The organism is Nocardia sp. CDC159, from assembly GCF_023740735.1.
Classification (GTDB): Bacteria; Actinomycetota; Actinomycetes; order Mycobacteriales; family Mycobacteriaceae; genus Nocardia; species Nocardia pulmonis.
This window is the reverse complement of the sequence record NZ_JAMRXH010000003.1, coordinates 502762-516892: the sequence shown is the minus strand read 5'-3', so window position 1 is coordinate 516892 and position 14131 is coordinate 502762. Positions and strand designations below refer to the sequence as shown.

Sequence of the window (14131 nt, the reverse complement as noted above, 5' to 3'; positions counted from 1 at the left end):
GAGTGGTCCCTCGGCGGTGGATGATATGCCGGATTTGCCGCTGACTAAGGGGATAGCTACCGCCCAGCCATTAGCAAACGGTCGGTCGAATTCAAGCGCTGGGAGATCAACTCCAACCCTGCGCAGCGCACCGGTCGGTATTCATCGTGAATTACTGCACGGTAGCTGGTTTCACTCGGTATTGGACGATTGAGTAGTAATTTTCCGCCCTAGAGTCGGCTTGTATGCCGGACTATCAGCGGATTTGCGATGCGGACCAGTGGGTATGAAACCTTTTCTCCGCATTCGGCATTCGTGATCGACAAGCGCCAGCTAACCTGAGTTCGCTGTTTGGTAAACGACCGCGACCACATGGTTCGTCTCCGTGAGGCCGTGGTCACGGTGCGTTGACGGGATGGCAATGACTGTTGGCTTCGGCATGAGCATCGGCACAGTGAACTCCGTGTGGGCGGCAACCTCCGGGGAACGTGACCGCCCGGCCGTGCGGGTTCGGCGCACGGCGGTCACCTTCGACAGCGCGGGCGGCCCGCGGATCGGCGGTATCCCACGATTCGCGCCGGTGGTCACCGACTTCGCCGATCTCACCCGGGATTCGGAGCCGGTGCTGCTGGGCGGGCGGATCTGGACCCCGCCCGATCTGGTGGCGGCGGTCGTCGGCTGCCTGATCGCCGCGAACGAACCGGCCGCGGGTCCGATCGCCACCTATCCGGCCTGCTACACCGAGCGCCAGGTGGCTGCGCTGCGGCACGCGCTGGACTGGACCGGCGCGGTCGACGTCATGCAGATGCCCGAACCGGTGGCGGCCGTGGAGTGGCTCGATGCCGAGCACGGGGTGTCGGAGAACGGCCTCACGCTGGTCTACGACCTCGGCGGCAACAGCCTCGACGTCGCCGTCGTGCGCACCGAGGCCGATCGCGACGAGCGGGGCGTGCTGGGACGTCCGGTGCGTTCGCACGACTATGGCGGTCGGCCGCTGGGCACGATCCTGGCCCGGTACGCGCGGGCGCTGTCGCCGGGTGTGCCGTCGCCGGTGTCGAAGGTGGTGCCTGCCATCGACACCAAGCGGTTACGGGTGTGGCATGTGCGCAATTCGCTTCGGATCGTGTGCAACTGCGTGCACGCGGCCGGGCTGACCCTGCGCGATATCGATCGGGTGCTGCTGATCGGCGGCGCGGTGCGACCGGCCGAGGTGGCGCAGGTGCTGGCCGAGCTCGGACCGCCGGTGGTCATGGCGCCCGATCCGGCGCACACCGTTGCCACGGGTGCCGCCCTCGCCTCGGCCCGATTGGCCGACCGCGGAACGAATTTCGGGCGATACGCCCGGGGAGCCGCCGTGGCGTCCAGTGCCGCCGTGGTGTCGGCCATGGCGATGTCCGCCGCCACCATGCTCGGTGGCGGACCGATCGGAACCGACGGACCGGCCCTGGAGTTCGCGCCCGCGCTGGCCGGTCCCGCACACGGCGTGCGCCAGCATATTCGTGATGTGGAGCTGTTGGAGGAGTTCGCCGATGGCGCTCCTCTGTCGCGCGGGGCCGACGGGTTGCTGACCTCGTTCACCACCGGCCGTACGTATCGCACGGTCGCGCAGGCGGTCTCACCGCGAGTGACGCCCGAGCAGGCGATCCGGGCGCAGGGGAGCGGGTCGCGCTGTGATCCGGCCGGGTGGCGGTCGACCTATGCCGATCCCGCTCAGTTCACCAACCCGCTGCCGTTCGCGCCACCGCGGCAGGCCGGGGTGGCGACGGGGCAGCCGGTCCGCGGCCAGCTTCCCTCGGTCAGCATGCCGGGACCCATCGCGCCCGGAGCGGTTGCGGGAGAGTCCTTTACGCCGGTCGTCGGTCCCGTTTCGGGGGCTGTTGTGCCCGCGCCTATCGATACCGGCGTGCCGAGTCCCGGACCTGTTGGCGCTCCCGTGCCGTCGGCTCCGCCGCCTGCGGCCTCGGTGGGTGCGCCGCCGCCCGCGCCCGTGGTCGGTACGCCTTCGGGTACGACCGGTTCGGTTCCGTCGGTTCCGGATCGTCCGGCCGTCGATCCGGTCGCGACCTCGCCGGGTGGGGCCGGGGCGTCGCCCGCAGCCGGTGGCATGGCTCCCGGCAGTGAAACGACCTCGGGTACAACGGGTTCGGGTGGGACGGTCGATAGCGGCGGTTCGACGCCGGGCGGTTCCGCATCGACCGGTGGCTCCTCCACCGCGGACGGTGCCTCGTCCGCGGGCAGTTCCACGTCGTCCGGCGGTTCCACTTCGGGTGCCACATCCACCGGCGGCAGCGCCGTCGGAGGCGGCGGCTCCGGAAGTCTCTCGGGCGGTACGTCTTCCGGTGGATCATCGCTCGGCGGCGGTCTGTCCACCGGCGGCCCCTCGGGCGGCTTCTCCGGCGGCGGTCTGTCCGGCGGCGGACTGTCCGGCGGCGGCACGTCCGGCGGCGGATCGGGTGGGTCCGGCGGTGGGGCCGGCGGCGGCGGGGATCTCTGATTTCAGTACGCGCCATCGCGGCCCGATGAGGGGGCCGCTGCGTCGATCTCCATGGTGCGGCGTGGTGACCGCGATGATGGGGCCACCACGCCCCCCCGGAGTCCTCAGCGGATGCGCACCGACAGGCAGACGCGATTGTCACGGTCGAGCAGCTCCCATTCGGGCGGGAGCTGAACGTCCCGCTGCGGGTTCACCTGCGTGTTGTAGAAGGCCAGCGTCGGCGGCACCGCGCCGAGGCGCATGTCCAGATGCCCCGCGAAGCGAACCCGGGACAAATCGAGGGAGCCCGCGAAGGTGACCTCCCGAAAGTCCGCGTCGCTGTCGAAGTTCACCTCCTTGAAGGAGGCCCTCTCCAGAAACCGGGTGCGCGAGAAGTCGGCCAAGGCGGCGAAGCCGGTGCCGTCGAACCGAACCTCGTCGTGAAAGACGGTGCCCCGGCACCGAAGCCGGCCGTCGTCGACCTGCATCGCCGTGCACCGCACCGGTCCGGTCACGACACAGTCGTCGAAATGTGCCCCGTCGAGAAGCCTCGCGTTCCGCAGGGCCAGCGAGCCGATCTTGCGCCCCGACAGATCGAAGCGCACCAGGCAGGCGCCCGTCAGGTCGAGGTCGTAGCTCGCGGTGGGGGAGTCCCGGTTCGGCAGTAACTGCGCGAGGAGTCGTTGCGCGATGAGCCTAACCTGCAGCTCCCGCTCGACGTCCATTCGGCCCTAGTGCGCGAGGCCGGTGGTTCCGTGTGTGGACGGGTTCTGGTGTGCATTTTCCTCGGCCAAGGCTTTCAGGGCCTCGACGGCGGCCTGGAACTTTTCTGCCGAGCCGTAGCGTCCCATTCCGCATTCGGTTGATACTCCGAATGGATGGTGGAGTATCTGTGCGGCGGCTTCGGCTCGTCGCCGTGCTCCGGTCAGGCCGTCCTGGTGATGGACCACGCCGAGGTAGAGGTCTGTGGTGGGGTCGAATTCGAGGCCGGTGAATGCGCGGTAGTGATCTGTGGATTCCCATTCCAGGGGTATCGACATGTGTACGAAATCGATCCTTCGGCGCAGGTTCGTCGTCAGGCCGTTCCAGATTTCGGCCAGGCCGGTGGCGTTGGGCGAGCTCGGGTGCTTGAACGTCTCCGAGTTGCCGTAGCAGAGGTGATAGCCCAGCTCGACGTCGTCGGGGATCCAATTTCCCAGCGCCAGCATGGACTCGAGCAGCTTTTCCTTGGTGTGCAGCGGGTTGGGCATCAATCCGTCCCAGCTGACGACCTCGACGGGCACGTCCCACTGGATCGCGAGCTCGGAATGCGGCAGCGCGTCGAGAATCTCGTGCAGTGACGCTCGAGTCTGTGCCTCGTACGCGGGCAATACCTGTGCCAGCGATTCGGGGGCGACGAATATTGCGACCGGGGTCAGTGGGCTGGGGATCGGGAACAAGAATTTCGCTTCGGCGGAAAATACGCCGTCCTGCTTGGCCTTTCGGAACAGGGCGAAGGACGCTTTGGCGGCATCCGCGTAGTGGAACCGTTCGAAGTGGACGTCGGCTGCCGTCGACCCCGGTCGCAGGCGTACGCAGGTCAGGGGAATCAGCTGTCCCGGGACGGGACCGGCGGGTTCGAACGCCGGATTGTCGGTGAAATGAGGGCGTTGGGTGAGAATGAATCCCGCACGTACACCGGTCTCGTCCGGGACTCGGTGCACCCACGGCCCGAACTCGCTACGGATCCAGTCGAACGCCTCCCGGGTCCCCTCGAAGGGGAGGCTGCCGCACAGATGTACGCCAGGGAAACCGCGCTGCTCACCGGTCACGACGATCGATCCTCGGGTCCGCGAACCGAACCTTCCGATGTCCAATCCGCGGACTGCGTCTCGGACTTCCGAAGCTGAGCATCTTCACATTCGCGGCCCTTCTGGGGGAGCTGTCCTGGTCGATCGGAACCGTTTCGGCGTCGAGTCCCGCATCGGGCCGTTCGCCCACGCCGCGCGTTGCGGGGCATGACCATGCGGTCCCTGTGATCGAGGCCACGGTAGCAGAGATGCGATTTCATGTAGCGGTTCTGGCACCGACCGTCCGGAAAGTTCTCGTCGAGCCCGTACAGGGGGCGATACCGGCCCGAAATGCGGTCCGAGGGCGCACCGACGAACGCGGCACGCGTGCCGCGGGTAGCGTGTTGAGGTGCCCGAGAACATCACGCTGATTCGCTCCACTGTGCTGTCAGACGCCGCCGAATACGCCTACGCCGCAACAGCTCCCGCCGGAGCTCGATTGATCTTCCTGGCCGGGGCGTGCCCGCTCGAGGCCGACGGGTCCACCGCCGTCGTCGGCGATTACGCCGGCCAGGCGCGCAAGGTGATGGAGAACCTCCGCATCGCATTGGCCGAGGCGGGAGCATCCATCGAGGACGTGATCAGTACCCGAGTCTACGTGGCATCGTCGCGGCAGGCCGATCTGGTGGCGGCGTGGGAGGTCATTCGGGACGCGTTCGGCGACCATGACGTGCCGAGTACGTTGCTGGGGGTGACTGTGCTCGGTTACGACGACCAGCTGGTCGAGCTGGAAGCCGTTGCGGCCGTGGTGGATTAGTCACCCACTCCGAATGTTGGCCATGGCCGCGCCCGGGTCGTCCGGGAACGGCCATGAGCCCCGCTCGGCAGCTCGTCCTACCGGTGGACGATGACCGCCTTGTAGGTGTTCGTGCCATCCGGCAGGCAGACGGCCGCGACCGCCCCGGCCCGGCGCGCATCGGCGACCTTGCTCTGGCATGCGCTCAGGCTCAGCCCCGAAAAGCTATGGGTCTGCGGCGCTGCCTGGGCCTGTCCCGCCCCGGCGGCACCGGCCACCGCGGCCGCGGCCAGCGCCGCGAATCCCAAGGCGACAGATTTGCTCGACACAATTCCCTCCGAATCAGCACCCGGCCCCCGTGCCGTCGAGCGACGGCAACCAGCGATCGTCTGCCGACGACGCCGGAGTGCGTGCCGAGCATAACCCGACCCGCCGACAACTTGCCTACCAGGACAGCGAATGTCACTGCGGCGCAAATTCTTTCGTCAATCCAGGATTGGCGATGGTTCGTCGGGCGGCAAGGGCCGCGGTGATCTTGCGAGCCATTTCGGTCATCGTAGGGCCGGTCGGTCTGGCCGACCTGGCGGCTGGGATGGCATCGGCGATGGTGTCGCGGAGGTTGTCGACCTCTGAATACAGCCGCCAGCCCGGCTGGTACACGTCTGACAGCAACCTGATACGACATTGGCCTGGAGCGCGGGGAAGAAGGGGTCGGGGCCTATTGAGAGGGGCTGCGAGTGCCGCGCTGGCCGGTTGGGGGTGCGAGTTTCGACGGTTCGGACGTCTCGCCGGGGCAGGTGATCTTTGGAGGGTGGGGATGGTGGAAGTGCGAGGTCAACCGCTGCCGTTCCTGATTTGGTTGCGGCACTGTCGATTCCGTTCTACGTGCTCGGTGCGGTCACGGGCGGGGTTCGCGTCGGGACCATGTCGCTGCCGAGTAGTGCGCTGATCTTTGTCTTGCCGGTCGTGGTCGCGGTGGGGCTGACCTGGCGCGATGGCGGTGGTGCCGCCGCGGTGGCGCTGCTGCGGCGCACCGTTCTGGCTGCACAACCGCACCCGCCGCGGCGTGACCGCGGCGATTCTGCTGCACACCATGCTGAACGTCGTTCCCGCTGCCAGCCCCGATTTGCAGAAGCCGCTCGGCACGATCACCATCGGCATCGTGACGACTGCGGTCGCCGCGGGAGTGGTGATGGGACCGTACGCACTCCGGGTTCATCGGCGGCGGGAGGAAGCGTGAGCGTCTCGACGGAGGTGCTGTTCATCGGTGGTCGGTCCGGGGTGGGCAAGAGCAGCGTCGGCTGCGAGGTGCACACCCGGTTGTCCGTCGCGGAGGTGCGCCACTGCCTGATCGAGGGTGATTTCCTCGATATGGCCTGCCCACCGACATCCGAAGATGGTTTGGCGGAACGAAATCTCGCCGCGATGTGGACCAATTACCGCGCGCTGGGCTATCGCCGCCTGATCTACGTGAATACCGCCAGCGTCATCGAGGATGTCATCGACGAGCTGACCGCGGCCATGGGAGACCGCCCCGCAGTCACCGCTGTCCTCCTGACCTGCACTGACCAGACCGCGCGGGAACGCCTCTCCCGCCGCGAGATCGGCACCGCCCTGACCCAGCATCTCGAACGCAGTGCCCGGGCCGCTCGGAGATTGAACGATTTTGCGCCGGACTGGGTCCACCGAGTCCAGACCGACGACCGCAGCGTCACCGACATCGCGGCGCAGATCATCGCCCTCAGCGGTTGGCTTCCGGACAGGTCGGCCGGCTCTCCGCTGTCAGCCGTGGCGGGCGACGGACGCGAGGTGATCGGTGAGCGCGCGGACGAGATCGCGTAGGTCGGCAGGCTGTGAGTCCGCGGCTGCGGCCGCGGTGTGTGAGCCATGGTTCTGCCCGCCCGGACCGACCACCACAGCGTGATCAACGAATTCCTCGTTCACTATCGAGAAGTCGCACGTTGACGCCACGCACCGCCCCGCACGCCGGGTACCAGGCCCCCAACGAGCGCATCTGCCGAGGCCAGATGCGTACGCATCCGGGGGATCGGAATGCGCCGCCCTGGAGAACCCGCTGTCGCGCACGGCGGAAGGTCCTGGCGTATCACTCCTGGGGCGCGGTTTCGGTTGTGTCGAGGTCGGCGGTGTGTGGGTTTACGGCCGCGGCGGCGGATTGCAGGGCCATGGCCAGGTCGGCCAGGGCTTTGGTGATCGCGGTGGCGATTTCGGCGAGGTCGCGTTGGCGCTTGGGGGTGTGGGGGTTGTCGGTGGCGGGGGCCGCTGTGGGGTGGAGGGTTTGGGCCAATGCGTCGCGTGCGTCCATCGCGTCGCTCATGCTGGCGGTGAAGGTGTGCGTCATGGTCTCCAGGTCGTGGGCCATGGCGGGGTTGTGCTGGGAGATGTCGTGCAGGGGATGCAGAGTGGCGTCCGGATTCGGATCACCGTCGTGGTGGGAGACGGTGATCGCGGGGTCCTGGCTTCGAGGCGGGTGGGGATCCCGGTTCGGATGCACTCGACCGGGTGCGGGCTCCTCGGCTTGCTCGGCAGGGCCCGCCTGATATTCGGGTGGTGAGATCTGGTCGCCCGGATAGTCGGCCGCGGGCGGCGGAACGATCGTGTGCGGCGTGATCTCCGGGGGCGCGATCGGGTCCGGGTATACGCGGACGGTGGGCAGGTCGACGGTCTCCTGCGGCGCCGCCGCCTCGTTGCTGTCGTGCCATGGGCGCTGATCGGCGACGACCACCGCGGTGATCACGGCGGTGGCCGAGAGGACGGCCACTCGCTTGGCGCTGAATGGATCTCGTGGTGCGCTGTGTTTGCCCATCAGATGGTTTCCTCAGCCGAATTCGTCGACCGGCCGCGGGAATCGCCCATCCCCGAGTGCACTGCGTCCTGTCGGTGGTGAAAGTCTCCCGCTTGCATACGGCATCGAAGGATAGGGGCCGCAGCCCCGGCCGACGACCGACATAAGGTGGTGCTTAACGTCGGCCGAGATTGATCTGAATGCGAGCGATCGCTGGAGGTGGCCCGGGTCGGCACCGGGTGCCCGGCCCCCGTCCGGCGGGGCGGTTTTCGGCCGTCCCGCCGGGCCGGGCGAGAAAGGGTGCGGGAGTAGGTCATTCCGCACCGGAGGTGGCGATTGTTGGCCGGGTGCTCAGGATGTCCAGGTAATGCTGGTTGTACATGATGCCGAGAATGTTGCCGAAGGGATCGACGACCGAGGCGGTGACGAAGCCCTCCCCTCGCTCGATGATGGGCTGGTGCTCCTTGGCGCCCAGGGCGAGAAGCCGGTCGAGGGCGGACTGGACGTCGTCGACGTGCCAGTACAGGGTCGGCCCGCCCAAATGGCCGGACTTGTCGAGCGCGTATTTGCGATCGACGATGCCCAACTCGTGCTGGTAGTCGCCGATCCGGAACTCGATGTACCCGCCGGGGTTGCGGAAGTAGGGCGGGATGCCCAGAAGTTCGGTGTACCAGCGCTCGGCCTCGGCCAGGTCGTCGGCGAAGTAGGTCACGGTCGTCATTCCGCGCAGCATCTCGGTCTCCTTGGGGTCGTTGTCGTTGTGCTGTGTCTTCATCCTCCGGGTTAAAGTGCGCACCGAATGAGCACTTTTCCGGGCAAGATTTCGGCATGCGTGCGGACCGCTTGATTGCCACCCTGCTGTTGATGCAGACCCGGGGACGGGTGACCGCGGCGGAGGTGGCCGCCGAGCTCGAGGTGTCGCGGGCGACCGCGCGACGTGATCTGGAGGCGCTGGCCGCGGCGGGAATTCCGGTCTATCCGCAGCCCGGTCGCGGCGGGGGCTGGGCGCTCGTCGGCGGGGCGCGGACCAATCTCAACGGTCTCACCGCCGAGGAGGCACAGGCGTTGTTCCTCCTGCTCGGGCCCGCCGCCACCACCGCGCCGGGTGTTCGCTCGGCGCTGCGCAAGCTGATGCGCGCGCTGCCGGAGACGTTCCGGGCCGATGTGGAGGCCGCGGCGGACGCCGTGGTCGTCGATCCTGCGGGTTGGGGCGAACGGCATGCACCCACACCACCTCTGGTGGCCCAGTTGCAACAGGCCGTCGTACGTCGCCGTGCGGTTCGCCTGACCTACGGGCGGAATTGGACGGACTGGCAGGTCGAGCCCTGGGGACTGGTCGACAAGGATGCCGTGTGGTACCTGATCGCGGGCACCGTCCGGGGTCGGCGCACCTTTCGCGTCGATCGAATCCGGGGGGCGGAGATCACCGACGAGACCTTCGAGCGCCCAGCGGATTTCGACCTGTCTGCGGCCTGGGCCGAGGTGGTCGACGAAATGGAGCAGCGGCGCGCCCAGGTCACGGCCGTCGTGCTGGCCGACCCCGCTGTCGTCCCGATTCTGCGCGATCGGCACGGCCGCAATTGCATTGCGGAGGGCACGATCGAGGACGGCAGGTTCCGGTTACGTATCACCGCGCACCTGGCTCGCTCGATCGCCGAGCAGCTGGCGGGCTGGGGTGCGGCGGTGGAAGTCGTTGCGCCCGAGGAGGTTCGCGAGGAGCTGCGTGCTCTGGCCGGTGAGCTGGCGGCGTTGTACGGACATTGACATTCGTTTTCTCGAAATTGCTGCCGCTCAGGGTATTTCGCCACACCGAGGACTGCCGCCCCGACTTGATCTTGTATTCCGCATCGGGTAAGCAGTATTCGTTCGATTCACAACTAGACATTCGATCAGTCGGGGGATCGGGGGTCGGGGAGGAAGATAGATCATGGTCCGTCGGACCACCAGGAATGTGAGCCGTGCCCTGCTGATGGGTGCGCTGCCGATCGCGATCGCGCTGAACGTCACCGGAGTCGCCCAGGCGGCCCCGGAGCCTGCGGCGGTCGTGCAGAGCGTCGAGGCCCAGGCCGTCCAGCCGGTCGCCGCACCGGCCGAGGCCGCCGGGGCCGTCTCCGCGGGCATCCCGCTGGAGATCGCGACGAATCCCGAGGCGCAGAACCATGATCCGGTGCAGAACGGTGCCGTGCTGGGCGCCATCATCGGCGCGACCGGTTCCGGCATCGCCGGTTTTGCCACCTCCATCGTGGGCGCCATTCCGGGCGCCCTGTGGGGCGGCGTTGCCGGTGCCGTGATCGGCGCGCTGGTCGGCATCGTGAACCCGGCCATCGTGCCGCAGGTTCTGCCCTGACCCACGGTCGCATCGGAAACGGCCGCACACCGAATTGGCGTGCGGCCGTTCTGCTTTCGGTTATCGGGCGGTGAAGCCGCCGTCGATCGACACCGTCGCGCCGGTGACGAAGCTCGCCTCGTCACTGAGTAGGTATGCGCACAGCGAGGCGATCTCCTCCGGACGGGCGATGCGGCCGAGCGGATGCAGCGCGGCCACGTTCGCCTCGCCCTCCGGGGTGGCGCCCATGGAATTGCGGAAGGCCGGAGTGTCGACCGCCCCCGAGGCGATGGCGTTCACTCGCACGCCCTGACCGGCGGTTTCCAGTGCGACCGCCCGCGTCAATCCGACGACGCCGTGCTTGGCCGCCACGTACGGCGCCACCGAACCCATACCCACCACGCCCAGATTCGAGGCATTGTTCAGGATCGCGCCGCCACCGGAGGCGATGATCGCCGGAACCTGATGGCGCAGACCGAGATACACGCCGGTGAGGTTCAGCTCCAGATCCGCCCGCCAGCCCGCCTCGTCGATGTCCTGAACCGGGCCGAAGGCATTCACCGCACCGGCGTTGTTGAACGCCGCGTCCAGCCGTCCGAATTCATCCACTGCCGCCCGGGTGAGCCGGGCGACATCCGCGCCGACCGTCACGTCCGTGGGCACGAAGACCGCGCGCCCACCTGCCGCCCGGATCTGCTCGGCAATCCGGTCACCGGCCTCCTTACCGCGCGCCCCCAGCACAACCGCCGCCCCCTCGGCGGCCACCCGATGCGCGACGGCCGCCCCGACTCCGGACGTGGCCCCCGTGATCAGTACCACCTTCGACTCGAACCGGCTGGTCATTTCGTCCTCCATTTCGTTCGCCGTTCTTGCGCTTTCGAGTCAACTCGTCGTCCGATCGGGTAGCTGGCGGATTCCGGACGTCTAATTGACGTGTCATGAAATGGTGGCGGGTCGTCCGGTTCGACGGTCCGGACGGCGTGTGCCCCCCTCAAAGCCGTTGGCGTGTCGCATGATTCTCGTTACGGTGGGCTGACGGGCGTTGATAGCACTGTCCGGCAATGGGTTTCATGCCGATGTCGCCGCCCGAATGTTCTATCGAATGGAAGAATTCACTAGCGAATAGTTCTACATCGCCAGTACTGTTGGTTTCGTAAGCGAGCGCAGGGGGAGGACTCGTCATGTGGCAATGGAGTAGAAGTGTCGCCGAGCGAGCCGCAGCGGCGGCTTGGACCGGTTGGCGAACCCGGGAACCCGAGCCCACCGTGCTCGATCCGGAAGACTGGCGACACGGCCCCGATCGCGACCGCGGCCGGGGCGAGGGGAACGCGCTGGCTCTGCTGGGTGAGCTGTGTCTGGCGGGCTGATCCAACCCGCCGCGGACGGCGGGTTGGGGCGGGGACACTGGTCTGATGGAGACCAGAATCATCGGAACCGTGATGCCGGTGCTCGAGGTGGGTCTGGAGCCGGGCGAGAGTGTGGTGGCCGAGGCGGGGCAGTTGTCGTGGATGACCGATTCGATTCGGTTGCACACCTCGTCGGCCGTCGGTGGTGGCATGTTCCGGGCGGTGAAGCGGGCGTTCGGGGGCGGCGGATTCTTCATGACCGAGTACGGCGCCGACCTGCATCCGGGCATCGTGGCGTTCGCGGCGAAGCTGCCGGGGCAGGTCGTGCCGATCACGGTGCGGCCGGGGGAGGATTATCTGGTGCATCGGCACGGATTCCTCTGTGGCACCGCCGATATCGGGGTGTCGACGAGCTTTCAGCGGCGATTGGGTGCGGGCATCTTCGGGGGTGCGGGATTCACCCTGCAGAAGGTGACCGGGGCCGGATATGCGTGGGTGGAGCTGTCCGGCGAGGTGGTGCACTACGACCTCGCGCCGGGGGAGACGCTGCGCGTGCATCCCGGGCATATCGGCATGTTCGAAGCAAGGGTGGATTTCGACATCACGCTCATGCGCGGAATTCGCAACATCCTGTTCGGCGGCGACGGGTTGTTCCTGGCCACGCTGACCGGGCCGGGCCGGGTGTGGCTGCAATCGCTGACCATCAGCAACCTGGCCCAGGCCCTGCTGCCCTACCTGCCGCTGCCCGAGCGGAACGGACAGTGATGCGAGTGCCTCCGGGCGATCGGCAAGAATGAGCCGGTGGACACTGCACGCAGGCCCGAGCTGATAGCGCTGGATGTGGACGGCACGCTCCTGCAGACCGGGCAGCCGGTCTCGCCCCGAGTCCGGGCGGCGGTGCGCGCCGCGACCTCCGCGGGCGCGCACGTCGTGATCACCACCGGACGGACGCTGCTGGCGACTCGCCTGGTGATCGAGGAACTGGGACTGGAGGAGGGGCAGGCGCTGTGCTCCAACGGCGCTGTGCACGTGGATATTTCGAATTGGGAGCCGTTGGCGACGCACACCTTCGATCCGGAACCCGCTGTGGGCGTGCTGCGTTCGCTGTTTCCGGACATGGTGCTGTCGGTGGAGAAGGTCGGCGTCGGCACCTGGACCACGGGCTACTATCCGGGCAGCTTCCGGCTCGGCGAATTCCGCTTCGTCGAGGATCGGGAGCTCAGCCTGGAACCCACCACCCGACTCAACGGTTGGTGGCCGGGCGGCACCCTCGCCGACATGATCGAACTGCTCGACGAGCTGACCCTGCCCGGCGCCGGATGGGTCCACGGCGAGTACGAGCCGTTCCTGGTCGCCAGCAAGCAGGGGGTGTCCAAGGGTTGGGCGCTCGAGCGACTACGCCAGCAGCTCGGCATCCCGCGCGAGGCCACCCTCGCCATGGGCGACGGCTACAACGACCGCGAAATGCTGAGCTGGGCAGGACATTCCGTGGCCATGGGCAACTCCGTCCTGCCCATCCTGGAACTGGCCGACGAGGTCACCCTCGACGTCGCCGAGGACGGCGTGGCGGTGGTGCTGGAGCGCTGGTTCCGCAACTGATCACGACCGGAGCTCCCGCCGCCGCGTACCGGGCCGATCGGTGCGGTGCTGAGCTATGGCGGGTCGGGAAGACCTCGGCTGCTGGTGGGTGGCCGACGTTGTCCTCGGGCGAGAGGTCATGCCGCCGCGCGGCGGGCCAAGTGGGGTAGAGCGGCGAGGTAGCGGGTCAGGATGACCTCGGCGACCTGCGGGTGGTTGCCGATGGGGCAGGTGTGGGGCACGTCGGGGATCGTTGCCCTCAGGCGGTCGGTGAGCAGGCCCGGAGCGAGGAACCACGGGGCGACCATCACTTGGTCGCTGCCGCGGGATCGGAGGTGAGAAATGGTTTGTGGGAGAGATGGTTCGACGGTGGCGAAGCAGACGGAGGTGCGCCAGGCGGTTCCCGCGGCCAGCATGCGGGCGATGATGCGGGTTCGGTGGTTCGCCTCGGGCGAGGAGGAACCCACGGCGGCGACCGCGATGCCGAGGCTGCCGTCGCGCGGGTCCGCGCCGGTCTCCAGCACGCGGTCGCGCAGGGCGGTCACGAGCCGGGCGTCCGGCCCGAGCACGTCCGCCTGCACCAGGCGCATCCGCGGATGTTGGGCCCCGGCCTGGGCCAGCAGGCCGGGCAGATCGACCCGAGCGTGGTAGGCGCTGCCGAGCAACAGCGGAACCACCACTGCCTCGGTATGCCCCTGTGCCGCAACCGCATCGACGACCTGCTCCACCGAGGGCGTGCTCAGGTCCAGAAAGGCGAGCCGCACATCGAGCTGCGGACAGCTGGCCGACAACCGACCGACCACAGCGGAAACCGTTGCGGCCGAACGCGGATCGCGACTGCCGTGGGCGACCGCGATCAACGCCGGGCGATCGGCGCTGCTCGATGGTGACGCGAGGCGATCGGCGCTGTCCGGTGGTGACGCCAGGCGACCGGCGCTGCCCGAGCTGTCGTTGCCCCTGCCGACGTCCCCGCAGGGCGCAGCGATACCGGCGTCGCGCGCGGGCAGGCCGGGGACGGCCGATACCTCGCCCGCTCGGCCGCAGGGCGCGGCGCCTACCCC

Annotated in this window: 16 protein-coding genes; 8 read left to right on the top strand and 8 right to left on the bottom strand. The window is 68.0% G+C overall.

The window, feature by feature from the left end; genetic code table 11:
* The first annotated feature begins 418 nt into the window (after positions 1–418).
* Positions 419–2473, top strand: coding sequence for a hypothetical protein (locus tag NDR87_RS09355; protein ID WP_251910732.1), 2055 nt, complete (start codon positions 419–421; stop codon positions 2471–2473).
* Positions 2474–2577: 104 nt separating this feature from the next.
* On the opposite strand, the gene NDR87_RS09350 is transcribed toward NDR87_RS09355, so the two are convergent.
* Positions 2578–3177, bottom strand: coding sequence for a pentapeptide repeat-containing protein (locus tag NDR87_RS09350; protein WP_251910731.1), 600 nt, complete (start codon positions 3175–3177; stop codon positions 2578–2580).
* A 6-nt stretch (positions 3178–3183) separates the two neighbouring features.
* Positions 3184–4263, bottom strand: a complete 1080-nt coding sequence (locus NDR87_RS09345; protein ID WP_251941103.1) for a hypothetical protein — start codon at positions 4261–4263, stop codon at positions 3184–3186.
* A 367-nt stretch (positions 4264–4630) separates the two neighbouring features.
* On the opposite strand from NDR87_RS09345, the gene NDR87_RS09340 reads away from it, so the two are divergent.
* On the top strand, positions 4631–5038 hold the full coding sequence (locus NDR87_RS09340) for a RidA family protein (protein ID WP_251910729.1): 408 nt from the start codon (positions 4631–4633) through the stop codon (positions 5036–5038).
* Positions 5039–5115: 77 nt separating this feature from the next.
* Here NDR87_RS09340 and NDR87_RS09335 read toward each other — a convergent pair whose 3' ends face one another.
* Together NDR87_RS09335 and NDR87_RS09330 are read right to left on the bottom strand one after the other, a co-directional pair.
* Complete coding sequence (locus NDR87_RS09335; RefSeq protein ID WP_251910728.1) at positions 5116–5346, bottom strand: hypothetical protein; 231 nt, start codon at positions 5344–5346, stop codon at positions 5116–5118.
* A 133-nt stretch (positions 5347–5479) separates the two neighbouring features.
* Positions 5480–5689 carry a hypothetical protein gene (locus NDR87_RS09330; protein WP_251910727.1) on the bottom strand — a complete coding sequence of 70 codons (210 nt, stop codon included), beginning with the start codon at positions 5687–5689 and terminating at the stop codon, positions 5480–5482.
* A 322-nt stretch (positions 5690–6011) separates the two neighbouring features.
* Between NDR87_RS09330 and NDR87_RS09325 the strand changes: the two genes are divergently transcribed.
* A complete protein-coding gene (locus NDR87_RS09325) occupies positions 6012–6257 on the top strand; it encodes a hypothetical protein (RefSeq protein ID WP_251910726.1) in 246 nt (81 codons plus the stop codon).
* Positions 6254–6859, top strand: coding sequence for an ATPase (locus NDR87_RS09320; protein WP_251910725.1), 606 nt, complete (start codon positions 6254–6256; stop codon positions 6857–6859). The genes NDR87_RS09325 and NDR87_RS09320 overlap by 4 nt, the downstream gene beginning before the upstream one ends.
* A gap of 262 nt (positions 6860–7121) precedes the next feature.
* On the opposite strand, the gene NDR87_RS37230 is transcribed toward NDR87_RS09320, so the two are convergent.
* Both NDR87_RS37230 and NDR87_RS09310 read right to left on the bottom strand, forming a co-directional pair.
* Entirely contained in the window at positions 7122–7841 is a 720-nt protein-coding gene (locus NDR87_RS37230; RefSeq protein WP_286013247.1) for a hypothetical protein, read from the bottom strand.
* A 292-nt stretch (positions 7842–8133) separates the two neighbouring features.
* On the bottom strand, positions 8134–8553 hold the full coding sequence (locus NDR87_RS09310) for a VOC family protein (protein WP_251910864.1): 420 nt from the start codon (positions 8551–8553) through the stop codon (positions 8134–8136).
* 95 nt (positions 8554–8648) lie between these two features.
* Between NDR87_RS09310 and NDR87_RS09305 the strand changes: the two genes are divergently transcribed.
* Complete coding sequence (locus NDR87_RS09305; RefSeq protein ID WP_251910724.1) at positions 8649–9584, top strand: YafY family protein; 936 nt, start codon at positions 8649–8651, stop codon at positions 9582–9584.
* Between the two features lie 163 nt (positions 9585–9747).
* Positions 9748–10167 carry a hypothetical protein gene (locus NDR87_RS09300; RefSeq protein WP_251910723.1) on the top strand — a complete coding sequence of 140 codons (420 nt, stop codon included), beginning with the start codon at positions 9748–9750 and terminating at the stop codon, positions 10165–10167.
* Positions 10168–10227: 60 nt separating this feature from the next.
* Here NDR87_RS09300 and NDR87_RS09295 read toward each other — a convergent pair whose 3' ends face one another.
* Positions 10228–10989 (bottom strand): SDR family NAD(P)-dependent oxidoreductase, encoded by a 762-nt coding sequence (locus NDR87_RS09295; protein WP_251910722.1) that lies wholly within the window; start codon positions 10987–10989, stop codon positions 10228–10230.
* Between the two features lie 569 nt (positions 10990–11558).
* On the opposite strand from NDR87_RS09295, the gene NDR87_RS09290 reads away from it, so the two are divergent.
* Together NDR87_RS09290 and NDR87_RS09285 are read left to right on the top strand one after the other, a co-directional pair.
* Entirely contained in the window at positions 11559–12257 is a 699-nt protein-coding gene (locus NDR87_RS09290; RefSeq protein ID WP_251910721.1) for a TIGR00266 family protein, read from the top strand.
* A gap of 36 nt (positions 12258–12293) precedes the next feature.
* Positions 12294–13091, top strand: a complete 798-nt coding sequence (locus NDR87_RS09285; RefSeq protein ID WP_251910720.1) for an HAD family hydrolase — start codon at positions 12294–12296, stop codon at positions 13089–13091.
* A 116-nt stretch (positions 13092–13207) separates the two neighbouring features.
* Here the strand turns inward: NDR87_RS09285 and NDR87_RS09280 are convergent, their stop codons facing one another.
* Positions 13208–13930: a sirohydrochlorin chelatase gene (locus NDR87_RS09280; protein WP_251910863.1), complete on the bottom strand. Its 723-nt coding sequence runs from the start codon at positions 13928–13930 to the stop codon at positions 13208–13210.
* Between the last annotated feature and the right edge of the window lie 201 nt (positions 13931–14131).

Coding starts and splice junctions, on each gene's coding strand:
- NDR87_RS09355 (WP_251910732.1), top strand. CDS start 419: ATGAGCATCGGCACAGTGAACTCCGTGTGGGCGGCAACCTCCGGGGAA.
- NDR87_RS09305 (WP_251910724.1), top strand. CDS start 8,649: ATGCGTGCGGACCGCTTGATTGCCACCCTGCTGTTGATGCAGACCCGG.
- NDR87_RS37230 (WP_286013247.1), bottom strand. CDS start 7,841: ATGGGCAAACACAGCGCACCACGAGATCCATTCAGCGCCAAGCGAGTG.
- NDR87_RS09350 (WP_251910731.1), bottom strand. CDS start 3,177: ATGGACGTCGAGCGGGAGCTGCAGGTTAGGCTCATCGCGCAACGACTC.
- NDR87_RS09295 (WP_251910722.1), bottom strand. CDS start 10,989: ATGACCAGCCGGTTCGAGTCGAAGGTGGTACTGATCACGGGGGCCACG.
- NDR87_RS09300 (WP_251910723.1), top strand. CDS start 9,748: ATGGTCCGTCGGACCACCAGGAATGTGAGCCGTGCCCTGCTGATGGGT.
- NDR87_RS09325 (WP_251910726.1), top strand. CDS start 6,012: ATGGCGGTGGTGCCGCCGCGGTGGCGCTGCTGCGGCGCACCGTTCTGG.
- NDR87_RS09310 (WP_251910864.1), bottom strand. CDS start 8,553: ATGCTGCGCGGAATGACGACCGTGACCTACTTCGCCGACGACCTGGCC.
- NDR87_RS09290 (WP_251910721.1), top strand. CDS start 11,559: ATGGAGACCAGAATCATCGGAACCGTGATGCCGGTGCTCGAGGTGGGT.